Consider the following 18,648-nt stretch of genomic DNA (forward strand, 5'->3'; position numbering starts at 1 on the left):
CATCATTGGGCGTGCCACGTGCGCCAGAGGCGGCCGTAAGGGCCGTTCGCGGTGACGAGGTCGTCATGGGTGCCGAGCTCGACGAGTCGGCCGGCATCCATGACGGCTATCCGGTCGGCGTCGTGGGCCGTCTGCAGGCGGTGGGCGATCGCGATGACGGTCCGCCCCTCGAGAACGGCGCCCAGCGACTGTTCTGTCTGGCGAGCCGTCTTGGGATCAAGCAGCGCCGTGGCCTCGTCGAGGATGAGGGTGTGCGGGTCAGCCAGGACGACGCGGGCGAGTGACAGTTGCTGAGCGCTCGCATCGTCGAGGTCGAGCTCGGTGTCCAGCCCGTCGGGGAGGTCGTCGAGCCAATCCACACCGACCACCGACAGAGCGGCGTACAGGTCCTCGTCGGTGGCGGTCGGCTTCGCGATCAGGAGGTTGTCGCGCAGCGTGTCGTGGAAGACGTGATGGTCCTGCGTGATCAGTACGACGTGCTCGCGGAGCTGATCCGGCGGCAGATCGACAACCGCCGTACCGCCGATCGTCACCGAGCCGGTGTGCGGGCGGTCGAGACCAGCGAGCAGCCGCGCGAGCGTTGACTTGCCCGCGCCGGAGGTGCCGACGATGGCCAGGCGCTCGCCGGGCTGCACCACCAGGTCGATCCCGCGCAGGACGTCGCGCGCACCGGTGTAGCTGTAGTGCGCGTTCTCCACCCGGATGCGATCACCGGTGTTCTCCGCCACCGGGGTGACGTGCGACTCGGCCGTGGGGACATCCGCCAGACCTTCAACGCGCGCGTACGACGCTCCGGCCCCCTGCAGCTGTTCGATCCAGAGCATCAGGGTGTCGAGCGGACCGACGAGCTGGCGGAGATAGACCGTCGCAGTAATGACGACTCCGAGGGTGACCAGATCCCTCGTGTACAGCGTGAAGCCGACCAGCAGTACTCCGACCACCGGCAGCGCCAGTGCGATCTCCGACCACGGGAACAGCACCGTCCGCAACCACAGAGCCCCGAGCCGAGCGGACCGAGACTCGGCGATGGCAGCTTCGGAGACCTCGGTACGGCGCTCCTCCAGCGCGAGCAGCTCGATCGTCCGAGCCCCCTTGGCGTTGCTGGCGACGACACCGGCGACCTCCGCACCGGTCGCGGCCACAGCTAAGTAGACCGGCCGCGCGCGCCGCATGTACCACCGCACCGCGGCGCCAACACCGACCAAGCACACCAGTCCGCAGAGACCGAGTCGCGGATCCAAGACGAGTACGGCGACCACCAGGAACAGCGCGTGGACCACCGCCACGAGCACCTCAGGCACCGCGGACCGCAACGTCAGCGCGACGAGCGACGCGTCGGTGCTGCCCCGAGCGATCAGATCACCGGCCGGAAGATGATCGGCAACCCGAGGCGGCAGCGCCAACGTCCGCAGGAGGAACCGCTCCCGAACCCGCGCCGCCGTCCGCTCGCCGAACCGGTACCCGATCTTGAGCGCCCACCACGACAGCACCATCTGTACGACGGTGAACACCAGCGCGCCGAATGCCAGCCGATCAACCGCACTGAGCACGTTCCCCGAGCCGGCCTGGATCGTGTCGATGATCCGGCCCAGCAACAGCGGCCCGACCAAACCGGCTCCAGCCGCAAGCCCGTTGACCAGCACGAGCCGCACCACAGCCCACCGGTCCGCCCCCAGATCCCGCATCGCGGCAGCACGGACCTCTGCCGGACTCGCGACCGGCATCTGCCTACTCATCGTCGCCATCCTGAGCACGCGAGACCAACTCGCGGTAGTAGGGATCGCTGTGCAGCAGGTCGGCGTGCTTCCCGACCGCCGCCACCTTGCCGTCAACCAGCACGATCACCTCGTCGGCACGATCCATTACCAGTGGCGACGTCGTCGTGATCACCGTCGTCCGGTCGCGCCGGACCTCGCGGATCCGGTCGATCATGGCCGCCTCCGTATTCGCATCAACCGCGGAAGTCGGGTCGACCGCGAGCAGTACATCCGGGGCGGCGTAAACAGCGCGAGCGAGCCGGATCCGTTGCCTTTGGCCACCAGACAGGTCACTCCCACCGGCAGAGACCGCCGAGTCCAGACCATCAGGCAGCGCGTCCACAACGTCCTCAGCCACCGCGACCCGAACCGCCGCCTGGATCAGCTCGTCATCAGGCTCCAGCCGACCGGCCACAATCCCGCGCACGGTCCCGGCGAACAGCTCCGCATCGTTGTCAGCGACAACCAACCGCTGCCGGAACTCCGCACGGCTGACCGCGCTCACGCGCACCCCGGCCCACGTCGTACCGGGATCGTTGCCGAGCCGCTCGATCACACTCAGCGTCTCGGCCGGCCGCGCGGCCACCAACGCCGTCAACAGCCCGGGACGAATCATCACTCCCGACTCAGCGTCGGCCAACGGACCACAGCCGTGGGGGAGTGGCGCCGTACCGGAATCCTCAGCGACCGGGAGGTTGAGCAGGTCGATGATCCGCTGACCAGCCACCCGGGCGCGTGCGATGTCGCCACCGCCCTCGATGAAGTTCGAGACCGGCACCACCAGTACGGCGACGTACCCGTAGACCGCGACGACATCGCCGATCGTGATCGCTCCGGTCGCCGCCATCCGCGCCGACACCCACACGACCGCGGCGAGGAACAACGCCGGCAGCCCGGTCGACAACGCGCCTACCCAACTCGCCGGGCCCGCGACTCGGTAGCCGCGACGAACCAGGCGCTGCGACTGTTCGCCGTACCGGTCGGCGACGAACGTCTTCCCGCCGAGGCCGTTCAGAACTCGAAGCCCAGCCAGTACGTCGACCAGTCGGGTCGTCAACCGGCCTTGGTGAACCCGGTACTCACCGCCGGTGCGCTCGATGCGCTGCAGGAACGGGCCGACCGCAACCACGATCAGTGGAACACCGGCCAGGACGACCGCGGCCAGGAGCGGTGAGATGGCGAAGAGGATCACCGCGACCACGCCGTACGCGATGACTGCACCGACGCCCGGGCCGGTGACGGTCAGCGCCATCGCGACCGTGTAGACGTCGGAGATGCCGACCGTCACGACCTCACCGGCGCTGATGCGACGCGTCAGGGACGCGCCCAGTCGGGAGGTGTGCCAGACGGTCGCGCGGACCGAGCGGAACGACGCGTCCATCCGGATCTTTGTCATCGTCCGGTGCCGCGCGATGGCGAGCGACGCGATCAACACGCTCACCACCAGCAGGACCAGCGCCCACTTGACCAGTGCGCCGGTGTCGCGTGGTCTGAGTCCTTCATCGACCGCCTTCGACAACACCCACGGCGGTACCGCGAGCCCGACCATCCAGACCGTGCCGAGGAACGCCCCGAGCGCGACCCGGCGCGCTTGCGACCGCGTCAGCCAGAACAGGAACCGGAACGGGCCGGCCAGGTCCTTCGCTGTCGGTGGCGCCCACGTGTCCGGCGTTCTGTCCAGCCACTCGCGAAGCCTCGCCATCCCCAGATCCTCGCAGGCGCACGGGTCCGCCGGGTCAGCCAGGGTTGCAGGTTGCTGCAACCGGCACCGCCGAACCAAACCGGCCCGGCTGTCGTCGGAGGAACCAACCTAGGTGAAAGGACGCTGTCTTGCGGCCCGATCATTACGACAGCTTCGCGGCGAGCTACGCCACCGAGAACGAGTCCAGCCTCATGAACGCCTACTACGAACGCCCCGCGATGCTCGCCCTGGCCGGCGACGTCTCCGGTCGCAGCGTGCTCGACGCAGGGTGCGGATCCGGAGCATTGTCCGCAGAGCTGCAGGCCAGGGGAGCGGTCGTGACGTCCTTCGACGGCAGCCCCGGCATGGTCGAACTCGCCCGCGAGCGGCTCGGACCGGACGCAGTTGTGGATGTCGCCGACCTGACGAAACCACTCCCGTACGCCGACGCTCAGTTCGACGACGCGATCGCCTCGCTCGTGCTGCACTACTTCGAGGACTGGACGACGCCGCTCGCCGAACTGCGGCGCGTCCTCAAACCGGGTGGCCGACTCTTGGTCTCGGTGAACCACCCGATCATCTACCGGCTGCTGAAGCCGACGGCCAACTACTTCGAGACCGTGCCGCACACCGAGGAGTACGCCTTCAACGGCCAGCCCGCAGAGCTGACCTACTGGCATCGCCCGCTGACCGCGATGTCGGACGCGTTCGCGGAGGCCGGCTTCACTGTGTCGTCCTTCACCGAGCCACCGTTCTCCACCGACACCCCACCAGAGTTGCTGGCAGAGAATCTGCGGGACAAGACGCACTTCCTCTGCTTCATCTTCTTCGTTCTCAGCGCTCCCAGTCCCGCCTGAGCAGCCCGTAGACCCACGAATCGGAGACGTCGCCGTTCACAACACAGTCTTCTCTGAGGGTTCCTTCTCGCAAGAACCCGAGCTTCTCCAGCACGCGAGCCGATGCGGCGTTGCGGGTGTCGCACTCGGCCTGCACCCGATTCAGATCAAGCGTGTCGAAGGCCCACCCCAGTACGGCGCCCGCCGTCTCCGTCGCGTATCCGTGTCCCCACGCCGCCTCGCCGAAGCAGTACCCCAGCGCCGCGCTGCGGAAGTCCGCATTCCACTGCGTCAGACTGCACCACCCGATGAACACGCCATCCGACGCCCGATCCACAGCCAGCCGAGCGCCAACGCCATCCTCAGCCAACTGCCGGCACTTCGCGACAAACCCCTCAGCCCGCGAACGCTCCGTCCACGGCGGCGAGTCCCAATACCGCAGTACCGTCGCATCGCTGTGCAGCGCATAGAGCGCGTCCGCATCAGAGTCCTCAAACGGCCGCAACCGAAGCCGATCGGTCAACAACGAGGGAGTAGGCAACAACATGCAGCCAACCAAGCACCCAAAGCCCCCTACCGGCAACCGGTTTGAGGTGCTCCACATTCGTAGTGCAGACCCCGGCGAAGCCGACGCGCTGGCAGAGTTGCATGCCCGGTCGCGAGCCGTGTACTACCGAGCCGGCGGCCATGACGTCGCGACACATCCCGACGAGGGATACCGGGAGGGATGGCGCAAGCTGGTCGGCGATTCTCGGATCATCGTCCTGGTCGCCGCCTCCGATGACGAGCTCGTCGGCGTGCTCACGGTCGACGTCGGCACGTCGTACCGGAAACGCGTTCGGCTCACCGGCATCTTCGTCGAGCCGGGTCAGTGGTCCACCGGCGTCGGTAGCACTCTGATGGCGCGCTTCATCGCGATCGCACGCGACGCTGATGCCGTGGGCGAGGTCGACGTGTGGGAGCGGAACTCGCGCGCCATCCGGTTCTACGAGCGACACGGCTGGACCCGAGACGGAACCTCCCGGCCAGGGCCCGCCGGCGCGGCCTACCTCGGCTACGTGCACCTGCCCACTCCTGTTAGTGCTCCACCGGGAACACGAGGTGGATGACCTGGTCGCCCTGAACGCAGACCGTCGGATTCCCGAGCTTCACGTCTTCGGCGGAGAGCTTGCCGAAGAACGGGCGGTTGCCCTCGCCCATCACGACCGGAACCAGGTCCACGGCCACCTCGTCGAGCAGCCCCAGTTCCAAGCACTGCTTGGCGATCGTGCCACCGGTAACCGTGACGACGCGATCCCCAGCGATCTTCTGTGCGTGAGCGATCGCCGACGCCACGCCATCGGTCACGAACGTGAATGGCGCGTCGGGATGTGCCTCGACCCACTCGGTGGGTACCTCGTGCGTCACCACGACAACGGGCACGTCCAGCGTATGGCGACCCTGCCAACCCGCGGCCACCTCGAACAACGTCCGCCCGCACACCAGCGCACCGAGGGACGACACCCACTGCTGCAAGTGTTCCAAGCTCGGGGGAGTGAGGTGCAGAGCGAAGTCTCCCGCCGGCGTGGGCATCTCGACCTCGCCGTTCTGCAGCCAGTCGAACAAGCGGCCGATGCTGTTGTCCTGCTTGGCGACGTACCCGTCGAGCGACATGTTCGCCTGCGCAACTACCTTGCCCATGATGCCTCTTTCCCTCTTACCTGCTGATGTCTCAACTCTCGCTGCGGGAGCGGTTCGCGTCATCACCAGATCTGGTGACTTCATCGGTTGGACGACACAACGCCGTACCGGAAGCAGGGGAGTAGCTCATCGAGGCGCTGCGAGCACCTTGCTGATGACGTGCCGCGCGTAGTTCGCGCTCACCGGGTTGGTGTCCTGGTGGGCTGCCAGCACGATCACGGCCTGGGAGAGTGCGCGGCCGCGGCCGCGGAGCCACGTCGCGTCATCCACGTCCAGCGCCGCACGGAACTCGTCGCGGAGGGTCGCGGGCAGCAGGTGCCACGCAGGAAACAGATCGCACGCCGGATCGCCGACACCGCAGGTCTCGAAGTCGAGCACCGCGGTCAGCCGGCCCTCCGCCGACACGAGCAGGTTGCCCGGCGTCAGGTCCGAGTGCACCCACACCTCGCGCCCGTCGTACGGCGCCGCGAGCGACTCCTCCCATGACGCCAGCGCTGCGCGAGTGTCGATCAGGCCCTCCAGATCCCCGATCGCCTTCCGCGTCGGCGAGTCAATCGAGAGCATCGAATCGCGCGTACGGCGCTCGCCCAGGTACACCGGTGACCGGTCTGGCAGGTCGATCCGCCGGAACGCGTCGACGAACGCTGCGAGGTCCGTCGCCAGCCCGCGTGGGTTTGTGAGCGCGTCGGCGGCGGGATGCGTACCGGTGAGCCAGCGGTGGACGGACCACACGCCTGGGTAAGCGTCAGTGGGGGAGCCGATCGCCTCGACCGACGGGATGGCCACCGGCAGATACGGTGCGAGTGCGACGAGCTTCTCCTGCTCCCGGTGCACTATGTCGGCGGTCGAGGGGCGGAACGGCAGCCGTACAGACAGGTCGGAACCGAGCCGGTAGATCGCGTTCACCATTCCGCTGGAGTCGACCGGCTCCAGCGGCAACGCAGCCCACTGCGGGAACTGAGCCGCCACCAGCTCCCGAACGAGCGGTGTGTCGATATCGACCTGGTCGGCATGTCTCACAAGCCCATCCGAAGGGCCGGCCGCATCCACTGTCAACCCGGTTATCAGACCGCGAGGCGGTAAGTTACCTGGCTATCCCTGCCTATCTGTCGTCGGAGAGGTGTGACTGCATGTCCACGATCAGTAACTCAGAGGCGATCGCAGCGTGGTCGGCGATGCCGGCTGACGCGATTGAGGCGTACGACGATCAGGGTGACTTTCCCAAGCGCCACTTGATGAACGGGAACCTGCTCCGAATGCTGGGGGACGTCGACGGCCGGAAAGTCCTCGACGCAGGCAGTGGCGAAGGCTATCTCAGCCGGCTGTTGGCCGACGGGGGAGCCGAGGTGGTTGGTGTCGAGCCGGCCTCCGCGCTGCTGGCGCGTGCTCAGAAGATCGAGCAGGAGCGGCGTCAGGGGATCAGGTTCGTACAGGCTGATCTCTCGACGTTGCCGGAGGTTGGCCAGCCCTTCGATGCGGTGGTCTGCAGCATGGTGCTGCTCGCCATACCCGCCTGGCAGTCGGCGATGGCGGCGTGCGTCCGCGCACTGAAGCCGGGCGGCCGGTTCGTTTTCTCGATCACTCATCCGGCGTTCGAGAATCTCTACCCGACGTGGCGCGATCACGGCCATTACCAGCTCGATCGGTATCTGGACGAGTACGAGATCCCAGGCGGCTATCCACTCGACTTTCATCGCCCGCTGTCTGCCTACCTCAACGAGGTCATCAGCCTCGGGTGTCGCCTGACTGAACTGTGCGAACCGAAACTTGATCCACAGGTCGCACGAGACAGCGGAATCGACGCGATCGAGTCCTACGTCGCGCTGCCGAACTTCCTGATCGTCAGCGCCGAACGCGAGGCGGGGTAGTGGTTCCGCGGCGACCTACTGATCCATCCTCAGCGGACTAGTTGACATAATGTCGCTTATCGGCGCTTAATCAACGGGAGTAGAAGTAGATGCGACTACTCCCGTCCCTTGGCGATCACACACGAGAAGCTCGACCGAAGCGACCCACGGTCGCGACCTGATCAGTCGACGGGTTACTGGTTGAAGAACGTCTTCAGTACACGGGCCATGAGTTCGGGGGCGACGACGTGTCCCTGCCCGTCGAGCGTGTGTCGTTCGGTCTGGGGGGTGGCAGCGGCTATCGCTTTCGCGGCGCGGTCGAAGAAGTCGGTCGGGAGGCCCGCCATCTGGGGCTCGGTGATCGGACCCTCGGTGGTCACCAGGACCGACTGAGTGATGCGGGCAAGTCGGTTCGTGGGGATCTTGTAGTCATTGAGGACCATGGCGTCCTTGACGAGCGTGTGGGCGAGCGCGACGGACGAGGCCCAGTACGGGTGTTGTTTGCCAGCCGCGATGTCCGCGTCGGGTCCGCCGGTAAGCCTCATGAACAGTTCCAGCATCTCCTCGTCGCGGCCGGCTTTGTATGCCTCGTGGGTGTCCGCGAGGTACTGGTTGAACCTCGGCAGCAGGTCGTCCCCGATCACGTACGGCACATCCCACACCGCGATCTTGTCGATCGCCGAACCTGCCGCTGCTGCCTCCAGCGCGAGGGCGCCGCCAGATGAGGCGCCGTACAAGTGAGCTGAGCCGCCGGCTGTCGCAATCAGCGCGTCGAGGTCTTCCACCTCCCGCGCCACGGCGTACGGCGGTGTATTGCCGCTGTCGCCCCGGCCGCGTCGTGCGTAGTTGTAGACCGTGAAGTGGTTGGCAAGGAGCCGGGCCAGCGGCGCGTTCTCAGCGCCGTCGTCTAGGGTGCCGCCGACGAGGATCACCGCCGGGCCAGTGCCTTTCCGGTCGTAGGCGATCCTCGTACCGTCGGCGGACGTCACACGAAGTGTCATCTCGTTCACTGCTTCTCTCCATTTCTCGATGAGTGGTCGTCACCGTCGGAGCATGTCGACCAGGATTGAGTTACGTGGGCTGCCCCCTCCGTCACTTGCACTTCGGGCCAGTTTCGGGAGTTCCGGGCTTGGGGCGTTCTCCGTTCCGTCGTCGAGACCGCCGCCGACCAAGGATCTACCCAGGGGCCCGTCGCCGTGCCGTGTGTAGCCGATGACGGTGCCGTCGGCGGAGGTCACAGTTCATACTCCTAAGTTAGGAGCATGAACACCTATTGTGCAAGTACACTCGGGTGCATGAGCAAGAAACGGCTGTTCGACGACCCCTGCGGCATCGCGCGAGCGCTGAACGCGGTCGGCGAGCGGTGGGCGTTGCTCGTCGTGCGAGAGCTGGTCTTCGGCCCGAAGCGCTACTCCGACCTACACCGCGGGCTGCCGCAGATGAGCCAGAACGTCCTCGCGCAGCGGTTGCGCGAGCTCGAAGCCGACGGCCTGGTGCGGCGAAGGCGCCTGGGACCGCCTGCGCCCGCCGCCGTGTATGAACTCACCGAGCGCGGGCAGGAACTGGAGCCCGTGCTCCGCGCGCTCGCCCACTGGGGCAGCCGCGCACCGCTGCCCGAGGACGGCGCGGCGGAACTGAGCGTCGACGCGCTGCTGTTCGCCCTGCGCGCCACCTTCGATCCGGCACTGGCAGGTGAGCTGTCGCTGCGCTGCCAGCTGGACGTCGCGGGCGACCGGTTCCGCATCACCGTTGCGGGCGGACGCCTCGAGTTGGACCGCGGTGAGCACGCCGAACCCGATGCGTGGCTGACCGTGCCGGAGGCGGCGACATTGCGCGATCTGGTGTTCGCCGGTGCGGCGCTGCACGACGCCGTCGAGCGGGCAGACACCGAGGTGGCAGGCGATACCGCGCGGCTCGCCGCACTGCTGCGCTGCTTTCCCGCAGCCGTGCGGTATCCGGCGCCACAGGACCCCGGGCCGCCGGATCCCGTGTAGCCGGGCCCCGTTTCACCTGGCCCCGGGTCACCGAACGCCGAACTCCCGGATCCCGCCGTCAGCACAGGAAGTCGTCGGGGGTGAGCGGCAGTCCGCGGACCCCAGACACCGGTGGCGAGGTTATGCCGGCCGACAGTTCAGACCCCGCGGGCTCGCGGAACTCATCGCCGAGACGACGACGCACCACTTGGATAGCGACCCGTAGCTCGACCAGCGTGTCAGTGATCTACCGCTCCCGAGTCGTGGCCAGGCACCGCCGGCCCATCCCGTGGCCATGTGAGGGGATCTCCGTTGAAGTTGACGGTTCTCCCCTCAAAATTTGGGCAGAGAAGGGTCAACTTCAGGGGATCTCCGTTCACATGGCCAGAGGCCGGCAACGTTGACACGGGTGTCCGGGGCCGGGCAGGATCGGGGTACGGCGTTGCCGACGCCCAGCCTCGTGAGGACCTGCCCCAGCCGGGACCTCGAGAAGGTGAAGGGGATTCTGCCCTCAAGGCTGCTGCTGTCCAGGCCTGTACCGAGTGCCGCTTCGCTGGGGGAAATGGGCACATCGTGGAGGCTTGTCATGACCAAAGAGGGCAGTTTCAAGCGTGCAGTACGTCAGCGCGCACAAGCGACCGGGCTGCGATACACCGAGGCTCGTGCAGCTCTGGAGAAGGGCAGCAAGTCGCCGTTCGCCAAGACTCGACCAGTTGAGTTCGCCGAACTGAGGGCGCACCTCGAGACGCGCTACGCCATTCGCATCACGTCGATCGCGCCGATCGACGACGATCCCGAGACTCGGCCGAGTGGCTCCTGGATCGGGCATTACCCCTGGACGCTGGTCGTCAAGCGGCAGGACGACTCCCCCTGGATCGCTCGTGTTTTCTCGTCGGCTGCGGATACGGTCGAACGCGTCGAGGGTGATGCGGAGATCCTGCGATTCCTTGCCTTGCACAACTTTCCCGCCGAACGGCCGGCACACGACGATCCCGTGTCGGTGTTCGAGGGAAACGGCGTGATCGTGACCCAGTACGTCGAGGGCGGACGCCCAGCCCAGTCCCCCACGGTGCTTCACGAGTTGGCGAGCCTGCTCGGCCGCCTGCACAAACTGCCCGCGGCCGGTGGTGCGGTTGCGCGGGACGGCGGAGCCGAGGAGCACGACGGCGCGTTCTTCGCAGGACGACCGAAGCAGGATCTCGCGGCAGCGATGAGCTTTCTGGTGAGTATCGAGGACGCCGTCAGTCCCGAGGGCCGCGAGACGTTCGAGTGGCTGCGCGACACGATCGAGCACGCCGACGACGCAGAAGGTTTGCCCGAGGCGTTCACCCACGGGAACTACCACGCGTGGGCGGCAGTCGGCACGCCGGGCGAACTCTCCATCGTCGGCTGGGCCGGTTCCGGGCGCGGGCCTCGGCTGCCCGCCCTTGCCTGGCTGCTGACGACCGCCGGCGAAGGTGACGCGGAGGGTATCGACGCCGTCGTACGCGGGTATCGCGAGCACATCGAGCTCACCGCCGAGGAACTCAAGCGGTTGCCCGGCGTACTGGCTATGCGACCCCTGTGGCTGGCGTGCCTCGACTACCGCGAGTCGGTACGCAACGGGTCGACGCCACCGATGGACCAGGGATGGATCGGCTGGGTGGCGCGCCCAGAGCACGCCGAACGACTAGCCGCCCAGGCGATCGCGTCGTTGCAAGGCTGAAGCGCGCACCACTCCCCTGTTCCTGGCCTAGGGTTCCGCCATGGGCGCCCAGACTCCGATCGCACTCGCTGCATTTGTCCGTGATGGCCTGTTGCTGCTGCTGCATCGGAGTCCGGCGCGTCGCTGGTATCCCGATTGCTGGGACCTTGCCGGCGGCCATGTCGATCCGGGCGAGTCACCGCACCAAGCAGTCAGGCGTGAATGCCTCGAAGAACTCGGGGTTCACGTCCGCGACGCCGTACCGATCCCGATGACGATCAGCGACCCCAACCTCGCCGTACACGCGTTCCTCGTCACGCGTTGGGACGGCGAGCCTGCCAACACGGAACCGGACGAGCACGACGACCTTCGCTGGTTCCGTCCCGAGGAGCTCGCGGACCTGAAACTGGCCCACGCGGCCAGCCTGCCGTGCCTCCTGAGCGCCATAGAAGGGGCATGATCCTTCCGTGGAAGTTCACGTCGTCACTGCCGACCGGTGGGCCGATCTGGTCGCGCTGTTCGAGCGCAAAGGCCCACGCGGTGGCATCCCGATTCCCGGCCACTGCTGGTGCCAGGCCTGGCGCGACCAAGAGTCACCCGACGGCCCCAAGGCGAATTTCAAGGCCGCCACTGTGGACCAAGACCGCCACCCAGGGCTCATCGCCTACCTCGACGGCCGACCCGTCGGCTGGATCGCCGTAGCGCCACGCCCGGACCACGCCAAACTCGAACGGTCCAGAAAGTACGGGCCCGGTCCCGACGATCACGACGTCTTCGCCATCACCTGCTTCTACGTCGACCGCGACTTCCGCGGAACCGGAGTCGCCAGCGCCCTACTGGACGCCGCGATCACCTACGCCCGAAACGCAGGCGCCCAAGCCCTCGACGCCTTCCCCAAGGCATCCCTCGCACCCCACACCCTCGCCAACCGCCGAGCCGAAGAGAACGACAGCTTCATGGGTCGCCGCGCCTCCTACGAAGCCAGAGGATTCACCATCCTCCGCGACACCGGCGCCAGACTAGTCATGCACCTGATCCTCTCCCCCACGAATCCTCTGTCAGGTGAGGTCGGCTAGGACCTCGGCGATCATCCTGTGCCCCTGCTGCTCGAACGACTCGTCGCCGACTTTGTGCGCCCAGGCTGCGGTGCCAATGGCTTCCTGGAGGCGCAGTCTGAGCCAGGCGTCGGGCTGCCGTGGGTCGGCACCGTAGCCTTCGAGGAAGGCTGCCTCTAGTGAGGGCATCGTTCGGAACTGCTGTACGGCGAGGCGCCCGAAGTCGGTGTGTGGGGGTCGGAGGTCGGCGCGGCCGAAGTCGATGATGCGCACGTCGTTCTTGTGGATAAGCCAGTTGCGCGGCTGCCAGTCGCCATGAGTCGGTACGACGACCGCTGGCCGAGCGCGCCATTGCTCGACTTCTTTTGTCAGTACGGCGACCGCGTCGTCGGCAATGCGGTGCGGGCGACCGAGCCACGCGAGGGCGGATTCCTTCTGGTGTCGTTCGAAGGCGCCATCATCGAGTACGGCGTGCTGTCCGTGGAAGCGGGCTAGGAGCTGACCGGCTTGGCGGTAGGTGCCGAGGCTCCACTCGTGGTCGGTGCCTTCGACGAGTTCGCCAGGGAGGTACTCGGTGATGAGCAGCTTGGCCTCGTCGTCGCCGTGAACGAGTCGCGGCGCGTGGCGGGTGGACGCCAGGATGTCGACCCATTGTCGGTGGGCGGCGAGTTCTCGAACGAGGTGGTGATCGTTGGCGTCGCCGGCCTTGACGATGTACGGCGTACCGTCGCTTCCCCGCAGCCGAAGGACCGTCGTACCGACGACGCCCCAGCTGAGGTCGCGCTCGACTGTTGCCCCAGGCAGCCACCGGTGCAGCAGATCGTGTTGCCGTGAAGTGAGCTGCACCTGGCCAAGACTAGCCGGACGAGTTTTGTCGGTGGGGGGTGTCAGGGTGGGGGGAACTTGGACGCTCTGGAGGACTTCGATGGCTGTGTCGTACCAACTGGTGATGGACTGCCGGTCGCCTGAAACGCAGGCTGAGTTTTGGGCTGCGGCTTTGCAATATGTACTGGCGCCACCGCCGGACGGGTTTGGGTCGTGGGACGACTTCTACCGGTCGATCGGGGTACCCGAGGAAGAGCTTGGGGGTGGGGTGGACAGCATCGTGGACCCGAAGGGTGAGGGGCCGCGGATCTGGTTCCAGATCGTTCCGGAGGAGAAGACGATCAAGAACCGGATCCACATCGACGTGGCTGTCGGCGGAGGCCGTGGGAATTCTCTTGAGGTACGGCGGGAGCGGGTCGAGGCTGAGGCGGCACGGCTCGTTGGTCTCGGGGCGACGCGGGTGCGGGGGCTGGCCGCCGAGGGGCTGGACCATTACGCGGTGGCGATGACCGACCCCGAGGGCAACGAGTTCGACATCAACTAGGGACGACGCGGTAGGTGACGAGGAGGTGGCCGGTCGGGGAGGTGGTGCTGCGGATGACCTCGAGGCGTAGCGACGGGAGGTTGTCGAGCAGGCGCTTGCCGGTGGCGACGACGGTGGGGGCGATGACGAGGCTCAGTTCGTCGAGAAGGCCGGCGGCCAGCAGGCTCTGAGCGACGGAGATGCTGCCGTGGACGCCGATGTCGTCGCCCGGCTGGTTCTTCAGGTCGCGGACGAAGTCGACCAGTCCCCCGTCGATCACCTCGGTGTTGGCCCAGGTGTCGTCGAGCGGCGTCGACGTCGCGACGTACTTGGGGACGGCGTTGATGAAGTCGGTGAAGGGCTGGATGTCGCTGTTCGGCCAGAAGCCGACCCACTCGTCGTACGTGCGACGGCCCAGGATCACGGTGTCCTGGGTTTCGATCAGGCGGGCGCCGGCGGCGTCCATCTCGTCGTCCCAGGCGGTGAGGAACTTGTCGGCGCCTTCGGCGACGCCGTCGAGGGACAAGAAGTAGGCGGCTACGACCTTGCGTGACATGGAGGTTCTCCTTGTGTTGGGTGTGTCTTCAGTACTGCGTCGAACGAGGATCGCGGTTTTCGACAGGGCGGTTCAGGTTCCTGCCAGAGTCCAGTTCTGGACGTCGAGGAACCCACTGCCGGGCGGTGGGAGTCGGTAGCGTCCCAGGCGAATCCACCGCCCTGAGGAGCAGACGCATGACGCCGCCCATCAGCCGTCGCACATTCACCGCAGGACTCGCCGCCGGAGCTGCCGGAGCTGCCGGAGCCGCTGGAGCCATCACCACCGCCTTGCCGACAGCCGCCGTACCGGCAGCCGGAGCCGGAGCCGCAGCTGCGACCGGTGCCGCCAGACCGACCGAGGTCGCGGCACCGGCGTTCGCCGAGACGATCTTGTGGGACAACACGGTCGGTCCCCTGGCCAGCTATCACGTGCATGGGCTCGCCGTGCTGCCGAACGACACGATCATCGCCTGCACCGAGGGCCGGCATGAGGTCTGCGACGCCGGTCCGCACGACCTGCTGATCCGGCGCAGCACTGACGGCGGCCAGACGTGGACCCCATCCACCGCGGTCGTTCCGTCGGTGAACGGTCAGAGCTGGGCCAACCCGGCCTTCGTCGTCGACAACGTAACCGGCGAGGTCTTCCTGTTTCACGGCCTCTGCGTGCGTCTCCCGGAGAACACCAGTTGCTCATCGGACTCCAGCACAGTCCACGTCGTCTCCAGCACGGACGGCGGCGTGACCTGGGGTCAGTCGCGCAACCTGACAGCGCTGTTCGACCACTTCCCGCACGACTGGGCCATGCACGGACCTGGTCCCGGCCACGGCATCCAGCTCACGTCGGGCCGACTGCTGCTGACCGTCGGGCACCGAACGATCATCACCGGCGTACCGACGACCGACCGTCACTACGGCGTCTCCACGATCTACAGCGACGACCACGGCCGGACCTGGCAGTCAGGCGGTGAGGTCCCCCTGGGTCCCGGGCTGCCGACCTTCGGCGAGGCGCGGTTGGTGCAGCGCGCTGACGGCAGCGTCATCCTGAACAGCCGGCCCGGCTCCGGCAACGACTGGGCGCGGGGAGTAGCAGTCAGTACCGACGACGGCCTCAGCTGGTCACGCCCAGTCCTCGACTTCGCGGCAGGATTGTTCAACGGCGTCGACACGGGCTTCCTCCGCTACACCGGCGACCGGGTTCTCTTCAGCCGCCCTGATGCCCCCATGCGTTGGAACATGACTGTGTCGGTCAGCTACGACGAGGGCGACTCGTTTCGCTACAGCCGCGTGGTCAACCCGGGCCGTAGCTACTACTCGGACCTCGCGCGCCTCTCCGACGGCACGATCGTCCTGCTGTACGGCCGGGACGGCGATCTGGACGGCTTCCCGCGCTGCGTCGCTGTCGCCCGCTTCAACCTCGAGTGGCTCACCCAAGGCCGCGACTCCCTAGCCGCCGGACCCGCACTCAGCACGCAGACCTTCCCGCTCGGCCCTCCCCCGACGGGCTCCATCGAATACCCGTTCATCGTCACCCGCGACGACCAATACGAGCTCTGGCTCCGCTACTACCGCACGGCCGATGGCGGTCTCATCAACCTCGCTGTCGACGGCCAGACGCCCCGCACCTCGGCCATCGACCTGACCTCATTCCGCGGCGAAGGACACGACGTCGTACTGGTGGACACCCGTCGCCTCGCACCTGGTCGGCACACGCTGAGCATCACCCTCGCCGGCGCGGGCCGAGGCGGTGGCAAGGCTGTCTCGCTCGATCGGCTGTCGCTGGTCACCGCACCGGCCAAGCCCGACATCTGTGAAGAGGTCACCGTGGACAACGACGGGCTCGGCTTCGACGTACTCGGCGACTGGAACAGTGCACGCAGCATCGCCGGGTGCTACGGCTTCAACTACCTCACGCACCCCAAGGGCACCGGTACCAACTGGGCACGGTTCCGACCCGCCCTTCCGGCCGACGGCCGCTACGAGGTGCTCGCCTCCTACACAGCTGACCCCAACCGTGCGAGCAACGCCAAGTACGCGATCCACCACGCCACCGGTACGGCGACTGTCACCGTCAACCAGCGTGTTCGCGCCACCCCGGATGACCGCACCGGCGAATGGAAGTCGCTCGGTGTCTTCACCTTCAAGGCCGGAACCGCCGGCTACGTCCAGCTCACCGATGCGGCCGACGGATTCGTGATCGCTGACGCGGTCCGGTTCCGCCGTCAGGCTTAGACCCGCCGTCACCTCTGGTGATCGTCCCGTCACAAACCCTACCCTTACTGAACGGTAGTGCATCTTTGTGAGGGGATGACTCGATGGGTGACAACAGTCTTAGCCGCCGCAGCGTCCTGGCCGCCAGCGGCGGAATAGCAGCCGGTACGGCGTTAGGCGCGTTCGGGCCGCGTCCAGCGTCGGCCGCGGCGCAGGCCGATGCCGACGTGATCGTCGTCGGAGCCGGATTGGCCGGCCTGGTCGCGACCTCCGAACTCGTCGCGGCCGGGCGAAGAGTGCTCCTGCTCGACCAGGAACCCGAGGCCAGCCTGGGCGGACAGGCGTTCTGGTCACTCGGCGGCCTGTTCCTGATCAACTCCCCCGAACAACGCCTCGCCGGCATCCGCGACTCGATCGACCTGGCCCGCAACGACTGGTTCAGTACGGCGGGCTTCGACCGCGGAGTCGACGATCCGCTCGGCCAGGACTACTGGGGATCGCGCTGGGCCGAGGCCTACCTGCAGTTCGCGGCCGGCGAGAAACGTTCCTGGCTGGCGAGCCTCGGACTCACCTGGGTGCCGATCGTCGGCTGGGCCGAACGCGGCGGCCAACTGGCCGACGGTCCGGGCAACTCGGTCCCACGCTTCCACCTGACGCTGGGGACCGGACCGGGTGTGATGGAACCGTTCGAGAAGAAGGTCCGTGCCGCGGCAGCCGACGGCAAGGTGACGCTGAAGTTCCGGCATCAGGTCGACGGGCTGATCACCACGAACGGCGCGGTGACCGGCGTACAGGGCAGTCTCCTGGAGGCGAGCAGTGCGGCCCGCGGTACGCCGAGCTCCCGGGTGAAGGTCGGCGAGTTCGAACTGCACGCACCCATGGTGATCGTCACGTCTGGTGGCATTGGCGGCAACCTCGACCTCGTCCGCGCCAACTGGCCCGCCCGGCTCGGTACGCCGCCGGCCCGGCTGATCACCGGCGTACCGGCGCATGTGGACGGCCGGATGCTTGCCATCAGCAACCGAGCCGGCGCGCGCATCGTCAACCCCGACCGCATGTGGCACTACACCGAAGGCATGGTCAACCACAGCCCGATCTGGCCCGGTCACGGCATCCGCGTACTGGCCGCGCCCTCGTCGATGTGGTTCGACGCCACCGGCCGCCGCTTCGCCAACCCGGGCGTCCCCAGCTACGACACGCTCGGGACGCTGGAGCTCATCGGGCAGTCCGGTCACGGCTACTCGTGGTTCGTGCTGAACAAGAAGATCATCGACAAGGAATTCGTCTTGTCGGGCTCCGAGCAGAACCCGGAGCTGACCCGCAAGGACCTGGTCGCCTACCTCGCTATGCGGCTGCTGAACAGTACGCCGCCGCCGGTGAAGGCGTTCATGGACAAGGGCGAGGATTTCGTCATCGCCAACACACTGCCCGAGCTCGTCATCGGGATGAACCAGCTGACCGGCACCAACCTGATCAATTACGACCAGCTTCGGCGGCAGATCGTCGTACGCGATCAGCAGGTCGACAACCCGTTCACCAAGGACAGCCAGGTGATGGGCATCCGCAACTCACTCGCCTACAGCGGTGACAGCCTCGCTCGCACCGCGCCGCTTCACAAACTCCTCGACCCATCTGCCGGCCCGCTCATCGCCATCCGCATGAACGTCCTCACCCGCAAGACGCTCGGCGGTCTCCAGACCGATCTCTCCGGCCGTGTGCTCAACGCGTCGGGCCAACCCATCCCCGGTCTGTACGCCGCAGGGGAGGTAGCCGGCTTCGGAGGTGGCGGCGTCCACGGCTACCGCGCCCTCGAAGGAACCTTCCTCGGCGGCTGCCTGTTCACCGGCCGCCAAACCGGCCGCGCCGCCGCGGCCGAAAGCGCCTAGTTTGGCTTCGTGGACAACCCGTTGCGTTCAGAGGTGCTTGCCCGGGCCAGCGCCGACAGTGCCGCTGTCGGCGCCGGGACCCGGCCTGATCCTTGGCGATCACCAATCCCAGGCGCGATGGGCCCTCTGGCAACTAGCCACCCACGCCGAAGCCCT

General features: G+C 67.1%; 18 protein-coding genes. 10 read left to right on the plus strand and 8 right to left on the minus strand.

The window, feature by feature from the left end:
* Window positions 1-2: 2 nt before the first annotated feature.
* Complete coding sequence (locus ACFVWG_RS19475) at window positions 3-1,736, minus strand: ABC transporter ATP-binding protein (protein ID WP_391544705.1); 1,734 nt, start codon at window positions 1,734-1,736, stop codon at window positions 3-5.
* Window positions 1,729-3,459: an ABC transporter ATP-binding protein gene (locus tag ACFVWG_RS19480; protein WP_391544706.1), complete on the minus strand. Its 1,731-nt coding sequence runs from the start codon at window positions 3,457-3,459 to the stop codon at window positions 1,729-1,731. The genes ACFVWG_RS19475 and ACFVWG_RS19480 overlap by 8 nt, the downstream gene beginning before the upstream one ends.
* A gap of 128 nt (window positions 3,460-3,587) precedes the next feature.
* Here ACFVWG_RS19480 and ACFVWG_RS19485 point away from each other — a divergent pair, with 128 nt between their 5' ends.
* Window positions 3,588-4,295 carry a class I SAM-dependent methyltransferase gene (locus tag ACFVWG_RS19485; protein ID WP_391544707.1) on the plus strand — a complete coding sequence of 236 codons (708 nt, stop codon included), beginning with the start codon at window positions 3,588-3,590 and terminating at the stop codon, window positions 4,293-4,295.
* On the opposite strand, the gene ACFVWG_RS19490 is transcribed toward ACFVWG_RS19485, so the two are convergent.
* The gene (locus ACFVWG_RS19490) at window positions 4,273-4,797 is read right to left on the minus strand and encodes a GNAT family N-acetyltransferase (protein ID WP_391544708.1); all 525 of its coding nucleotides are present in this window, start codon (window positions 4,795-4,797) and stop codon (window positions 4,273-4,275) included. The two genes, ACFVWG_RS19485 and ACFVWG_RS19490, sit on opposite strands and share 23 nt — an antisense overlap.
* Window positions 4,798-4,867: 70 nt before the next feature.
* On the opposite strand from ACFVWG_RS19490, the gene ACFVWG_RS19495 reads away from it, so the two are divergent.
* Window positions 4,868-5,383, plus strand: a complete 516-nt coding sequence (locus tag ACFVWG_RS19495) for a GNAT family N-acetyltransferase (protein ID WP_391544709.1) — start codon at window positions 4,868-4,870, stop codon at window positions 5,381-5,383.
* Here the strand turns inward: ACFVWG_RS19495 and ACFVWG_RS19500 are convergent.
* Both ACFVWG_RS19500 and ACFVWG_RS19505 read right to left on the minus strand, forming a co-directional pair.
* Complete coding sequence (locus tag ACFVWG_RS19500) at window positions 5,352-5,954, minus strand: dihydrofolate reductase family protein (protein WP_391544710.1); 603 nt, start codon at window positions 5,952-5,954, stop codon at window positions 5,352-5,354. The genes ACFVWG_RS19495 and ACFVWG_RS19500 overlap by 32 nt on opposite strands.
* A 126-nt stretch (window positions 5,955-6,080) precedes the next feature.
* Complete coding sequence (locus ACFVWG_RS19505) at window positions 6,081-6,974, minus strand: aminoglycoside phosphotransferase family protein (protein ID WP_391544711.1); 894 nt, start codon at window positions 6,972-6,974, stop codon at window positions 6,081-6,083.
* 110 nt (window positions 6,975-7,084) lie between these two features.
* Between ACFVWG_RS19505 and ACFVWG_RS19510 the strand changes: the two genes are divergently transcribed.
* A complete protein-coding gene (locus ACFVWG_RS19510; protein ID WP_391544712.1) occupies window positions 7,085-7,822 on the plus strand; it encodes a class I SAM-dependent methyltransferase in 738 nt (245 codons plus the stop codon).
* A gap of 173 nt (window positions 7,823-7,995) precedes the next feature.
* Here the strand turns inward: ACFVWG_RS19510 and ACFVWG_RS19515 are convergent, their stop codons facing one another.
* Window positions 7,996-8,802, minus strand: a complete 807-nt coding sequence (locus ACFVWG_RS19515) for an alpha/beta fold hydrolase (protein WP_391544713.1) — start codon at window positions 8,800-8,802, stop codon at window positions 7,996-7,998.
* Between the two features lie 294 nt (window positions 8,803-9,096).
* Between ACFVWG_RS19515 and ACFVWG_RS19520 the strand changes: the two genes are divergently transcribed.
* The 4 genes from ACFVWG_RS19520 (at window position 9,097) to ACFVWG_RS19535 (ending at window position 12,534) form a co-directional block, all read left to right on the plus strand.
* Complete coding sequence (locus tag ACFVWG_RS19520) at window positions 9,097-9,795, plus strand: winged helix-turn-helix transcriptional regulator (RefSeq protein ID WP_391544714.1); 699 nt, start codon at window positions 9,097-9,099, stop codon at window positions 9,793-9,795.
* Window positions 9,796-10,360: 565 nt separating this feature from the next.
* Window positions 10,361-11,479: a phosphotransferase enzyme family protein gene (locus ACFVWG_RS19525; RefSeq protein WP_391544715.1), complete on the plus strand. Its 1,119-nt coding sequence runs from the start codon at window positions 10,361-10,363 to the stop codon at window positions 11,477-11,479.
* A 40-nt stretch (window positions 11,480-11,519) separates the two neighbouring features.
* Entirely contained in the window at window positions 11,520-11,918 is a 399-nt protein-coding gene (locus tag ACFVWG_RS19530; protein WP_391544716.1) for an NUDIX hydrolase, read from the plus strand.
* Between the two features lie 7 nt (window positions 11,919-11,925).
* The gene (locus tag ACFVWG_RS19535) at window positions 11,926-12,534 is read left to right on the plus strand and encodes a GNAT family N-acetyltransferase (protein ID WP_391544717.1); all 609 of its coding nucleotides are present in this window, start codon (window positions 11,926-11,928) and stop codon (window positions 12,532-12,534) included.
* Here the strand turns inward: ACFVWG_RS19535 and ACFVWG_RS19540 are convergent.
* The gene (locus ACFVWG_RS19540) at window positions 12,517-13,359 is read right to left on the minus strand and encodes a phosphotransferase family protein (protein WP_391544718.1); all 843 of its coding nucleotides are present in this window, start codon (window positions 13,357-13,359) and stop codon (window positions 12,517-12,519) included. The genes ACFVWG_RS19535 and ACFVWG_RS19540 overlap by 18 nt on opposite strands.
* 103 nt (window positions 13,360-13,462) lie before the next feature.
* Between ACFVWG_RS19540 and ACFVWG_RS19545 the strand changes: the two genes are divergently transcribed.
* Window positions 13,463-13,882 (plus strand): VOC family protein, encoded by a 420-nt coding sequence (locus ACFVWG_RS19545; protein ID WP_391544790.1) that lies wholly within the window; start codon window positions 13,463-13,465, stop codon window positions 13,880-13,882.
* Here ACFVWG_RS19545 and ACFVWG_RS19550 read toward each other — a convergent pair.
* Entirely contained in the window at window positions 13,875-14,417 is a 543-nt protein-coding gene (locus ACFVWG_RS19550; RefSeq protein ID WP_391544719.1) for a dihydrofolate reductase family protein, read from the minus strand. The genes ACFVWG_RS19545 and ACFVWG_RS19550 overlap by 8 nt on opposite strands.
* 176 nt (window positions 14,418-14,593) lie before the next feature.
* Between ACFVWG_RS19550 and ACFVWG_RS19555 the strand changes: the two genes are divergently transcribed.
* Window positions 14,594-16,627 (plus strand): exo-alpha-sialidase, encoded by a 2,034-nt coding sequence (locus ACFVWG_RS19555; RefSeq protein WP_391544720.1) that lies wholly within the window; start codon window positions 14,594-14,596, stop codon window positions 16,625-16,627.
* 83 nt (window positions 16,628-16,710) lie between these two features.
* Entirely contained in the window at window positions 16,711-18,492 is a 1,782-nt protein-coding gene (locus ACFVWG_RS19560; RefSeq protein WP_391544721.1) for an FAD-binding dehydrogenase, read from the plus strand.
* The last annotated feature ends 156 nt before the right edge of the window (window positions 18,493-18,648 follow it).

Origin of the sequence: Kribbella sp. NPDC058245, from assembly GCF_042882005.1 — a bacterium.
GTDB lineage: Bacteria > Actinomycetota > Actinomycetes > Propionibacteriales > Kribbellaceae > Kribbella.

What these genes read in the sequence shown, in the direction of transcription:
- ACFVWG_RS19545 (WP_391544790.1), top strand. Translation starts at nt 13,463, where the DNA reads ATGGACTGCCGGTCGCCTGAAACGCAGGCTGAGTTTTGGGCTGCGGCT.
- ACFVWG_RS19510 (WP_391544712.1), top strand. Translation starts at nt 7,085, where the DNA reads ATGTCCACGATCAGTAACTCAGAGGCGATCGCAGCGTGGTCGGCGATG.
- ACFVWG_RS19550 (WP_391544719.1), bottom strand. Translation starts at nt 14,417, where the DNA reads ATGTCACGCAAGGTCGTAGCCGCCTACTTCTTGTCCCTCGACGGCGTC.
- ACFVWG_RS19520 (WP_391544714.1), top strand. Translation starts at nt 9,097, where the DNA reads ATGAGCAAGAAACGGCTGTTCGACGACCCCTGCGGCATCGCGCGAGCG.
- ACFVWG_RS19500 (WP_391544710.1), bottom strand. Translation starts at nt 5,954, where the DNA reads ATGGGCAAGGTAGTTGCGCAGGCGAACATGTCGCTCGACGGGTACGTC.
- ACFVWG_RS19530 (WP_391544716.1), top strand. Translation starts at nt 11,520, where the DNA reads ATGGGCGCCCAGACTCCGATCGCACTCGCTGCATTTGTCCGTGATGGC.
- ACFVWG_RS19515 (WP_391544713.1), bottom strand. Translation starts at nt 8,802, where the DNA reads ATGACACTTCGTGTGACGTCCGCCGACGGTACGAGGATCGCCTACGAC.
- ACFVWG_RS19475 (WP_391544705.1), bottom strand. Translation starts at nt 1,736, where the DNA reads ATGAGTAGGCAGATGCCGGTCGCGAGTCCGGCAGAGGTCCGTGCTGCC.
- ACFVWG_RS19555 (WP_391544720.1), top strand. Translation starts at nt 14,594, where the DNA reads ATGACGCCGCCCATCAGCCGTCGCACATTCACCGCAGGACTCGCCGCC.
- ACFVWG_RS19525 (WP_391544715.1), top strand. Translation starts at nt 10,361, where the DNA reads ATGACCAAAGAGGGCAGTTTCAAGCGTGCAGTACGTCAGCGCGCACAA.
- ACFVWG_RS19480 (WP_391544706.1), bottom strand. Translation starts at nt 3,459, where the DNA reads ATGGCGAGGCTTCGCGAGTGGCTGGACAGAACGCCGGACACGTGGGCG.
- ACFVWG_RS19560 (WP_391544721.1), top strand. Translation starts at nt 16,711, where the DNA reads ATGGGTGACAACAGTCTTAGCCGCCGCAGCGTCCTGGCCGCCAGCGGC.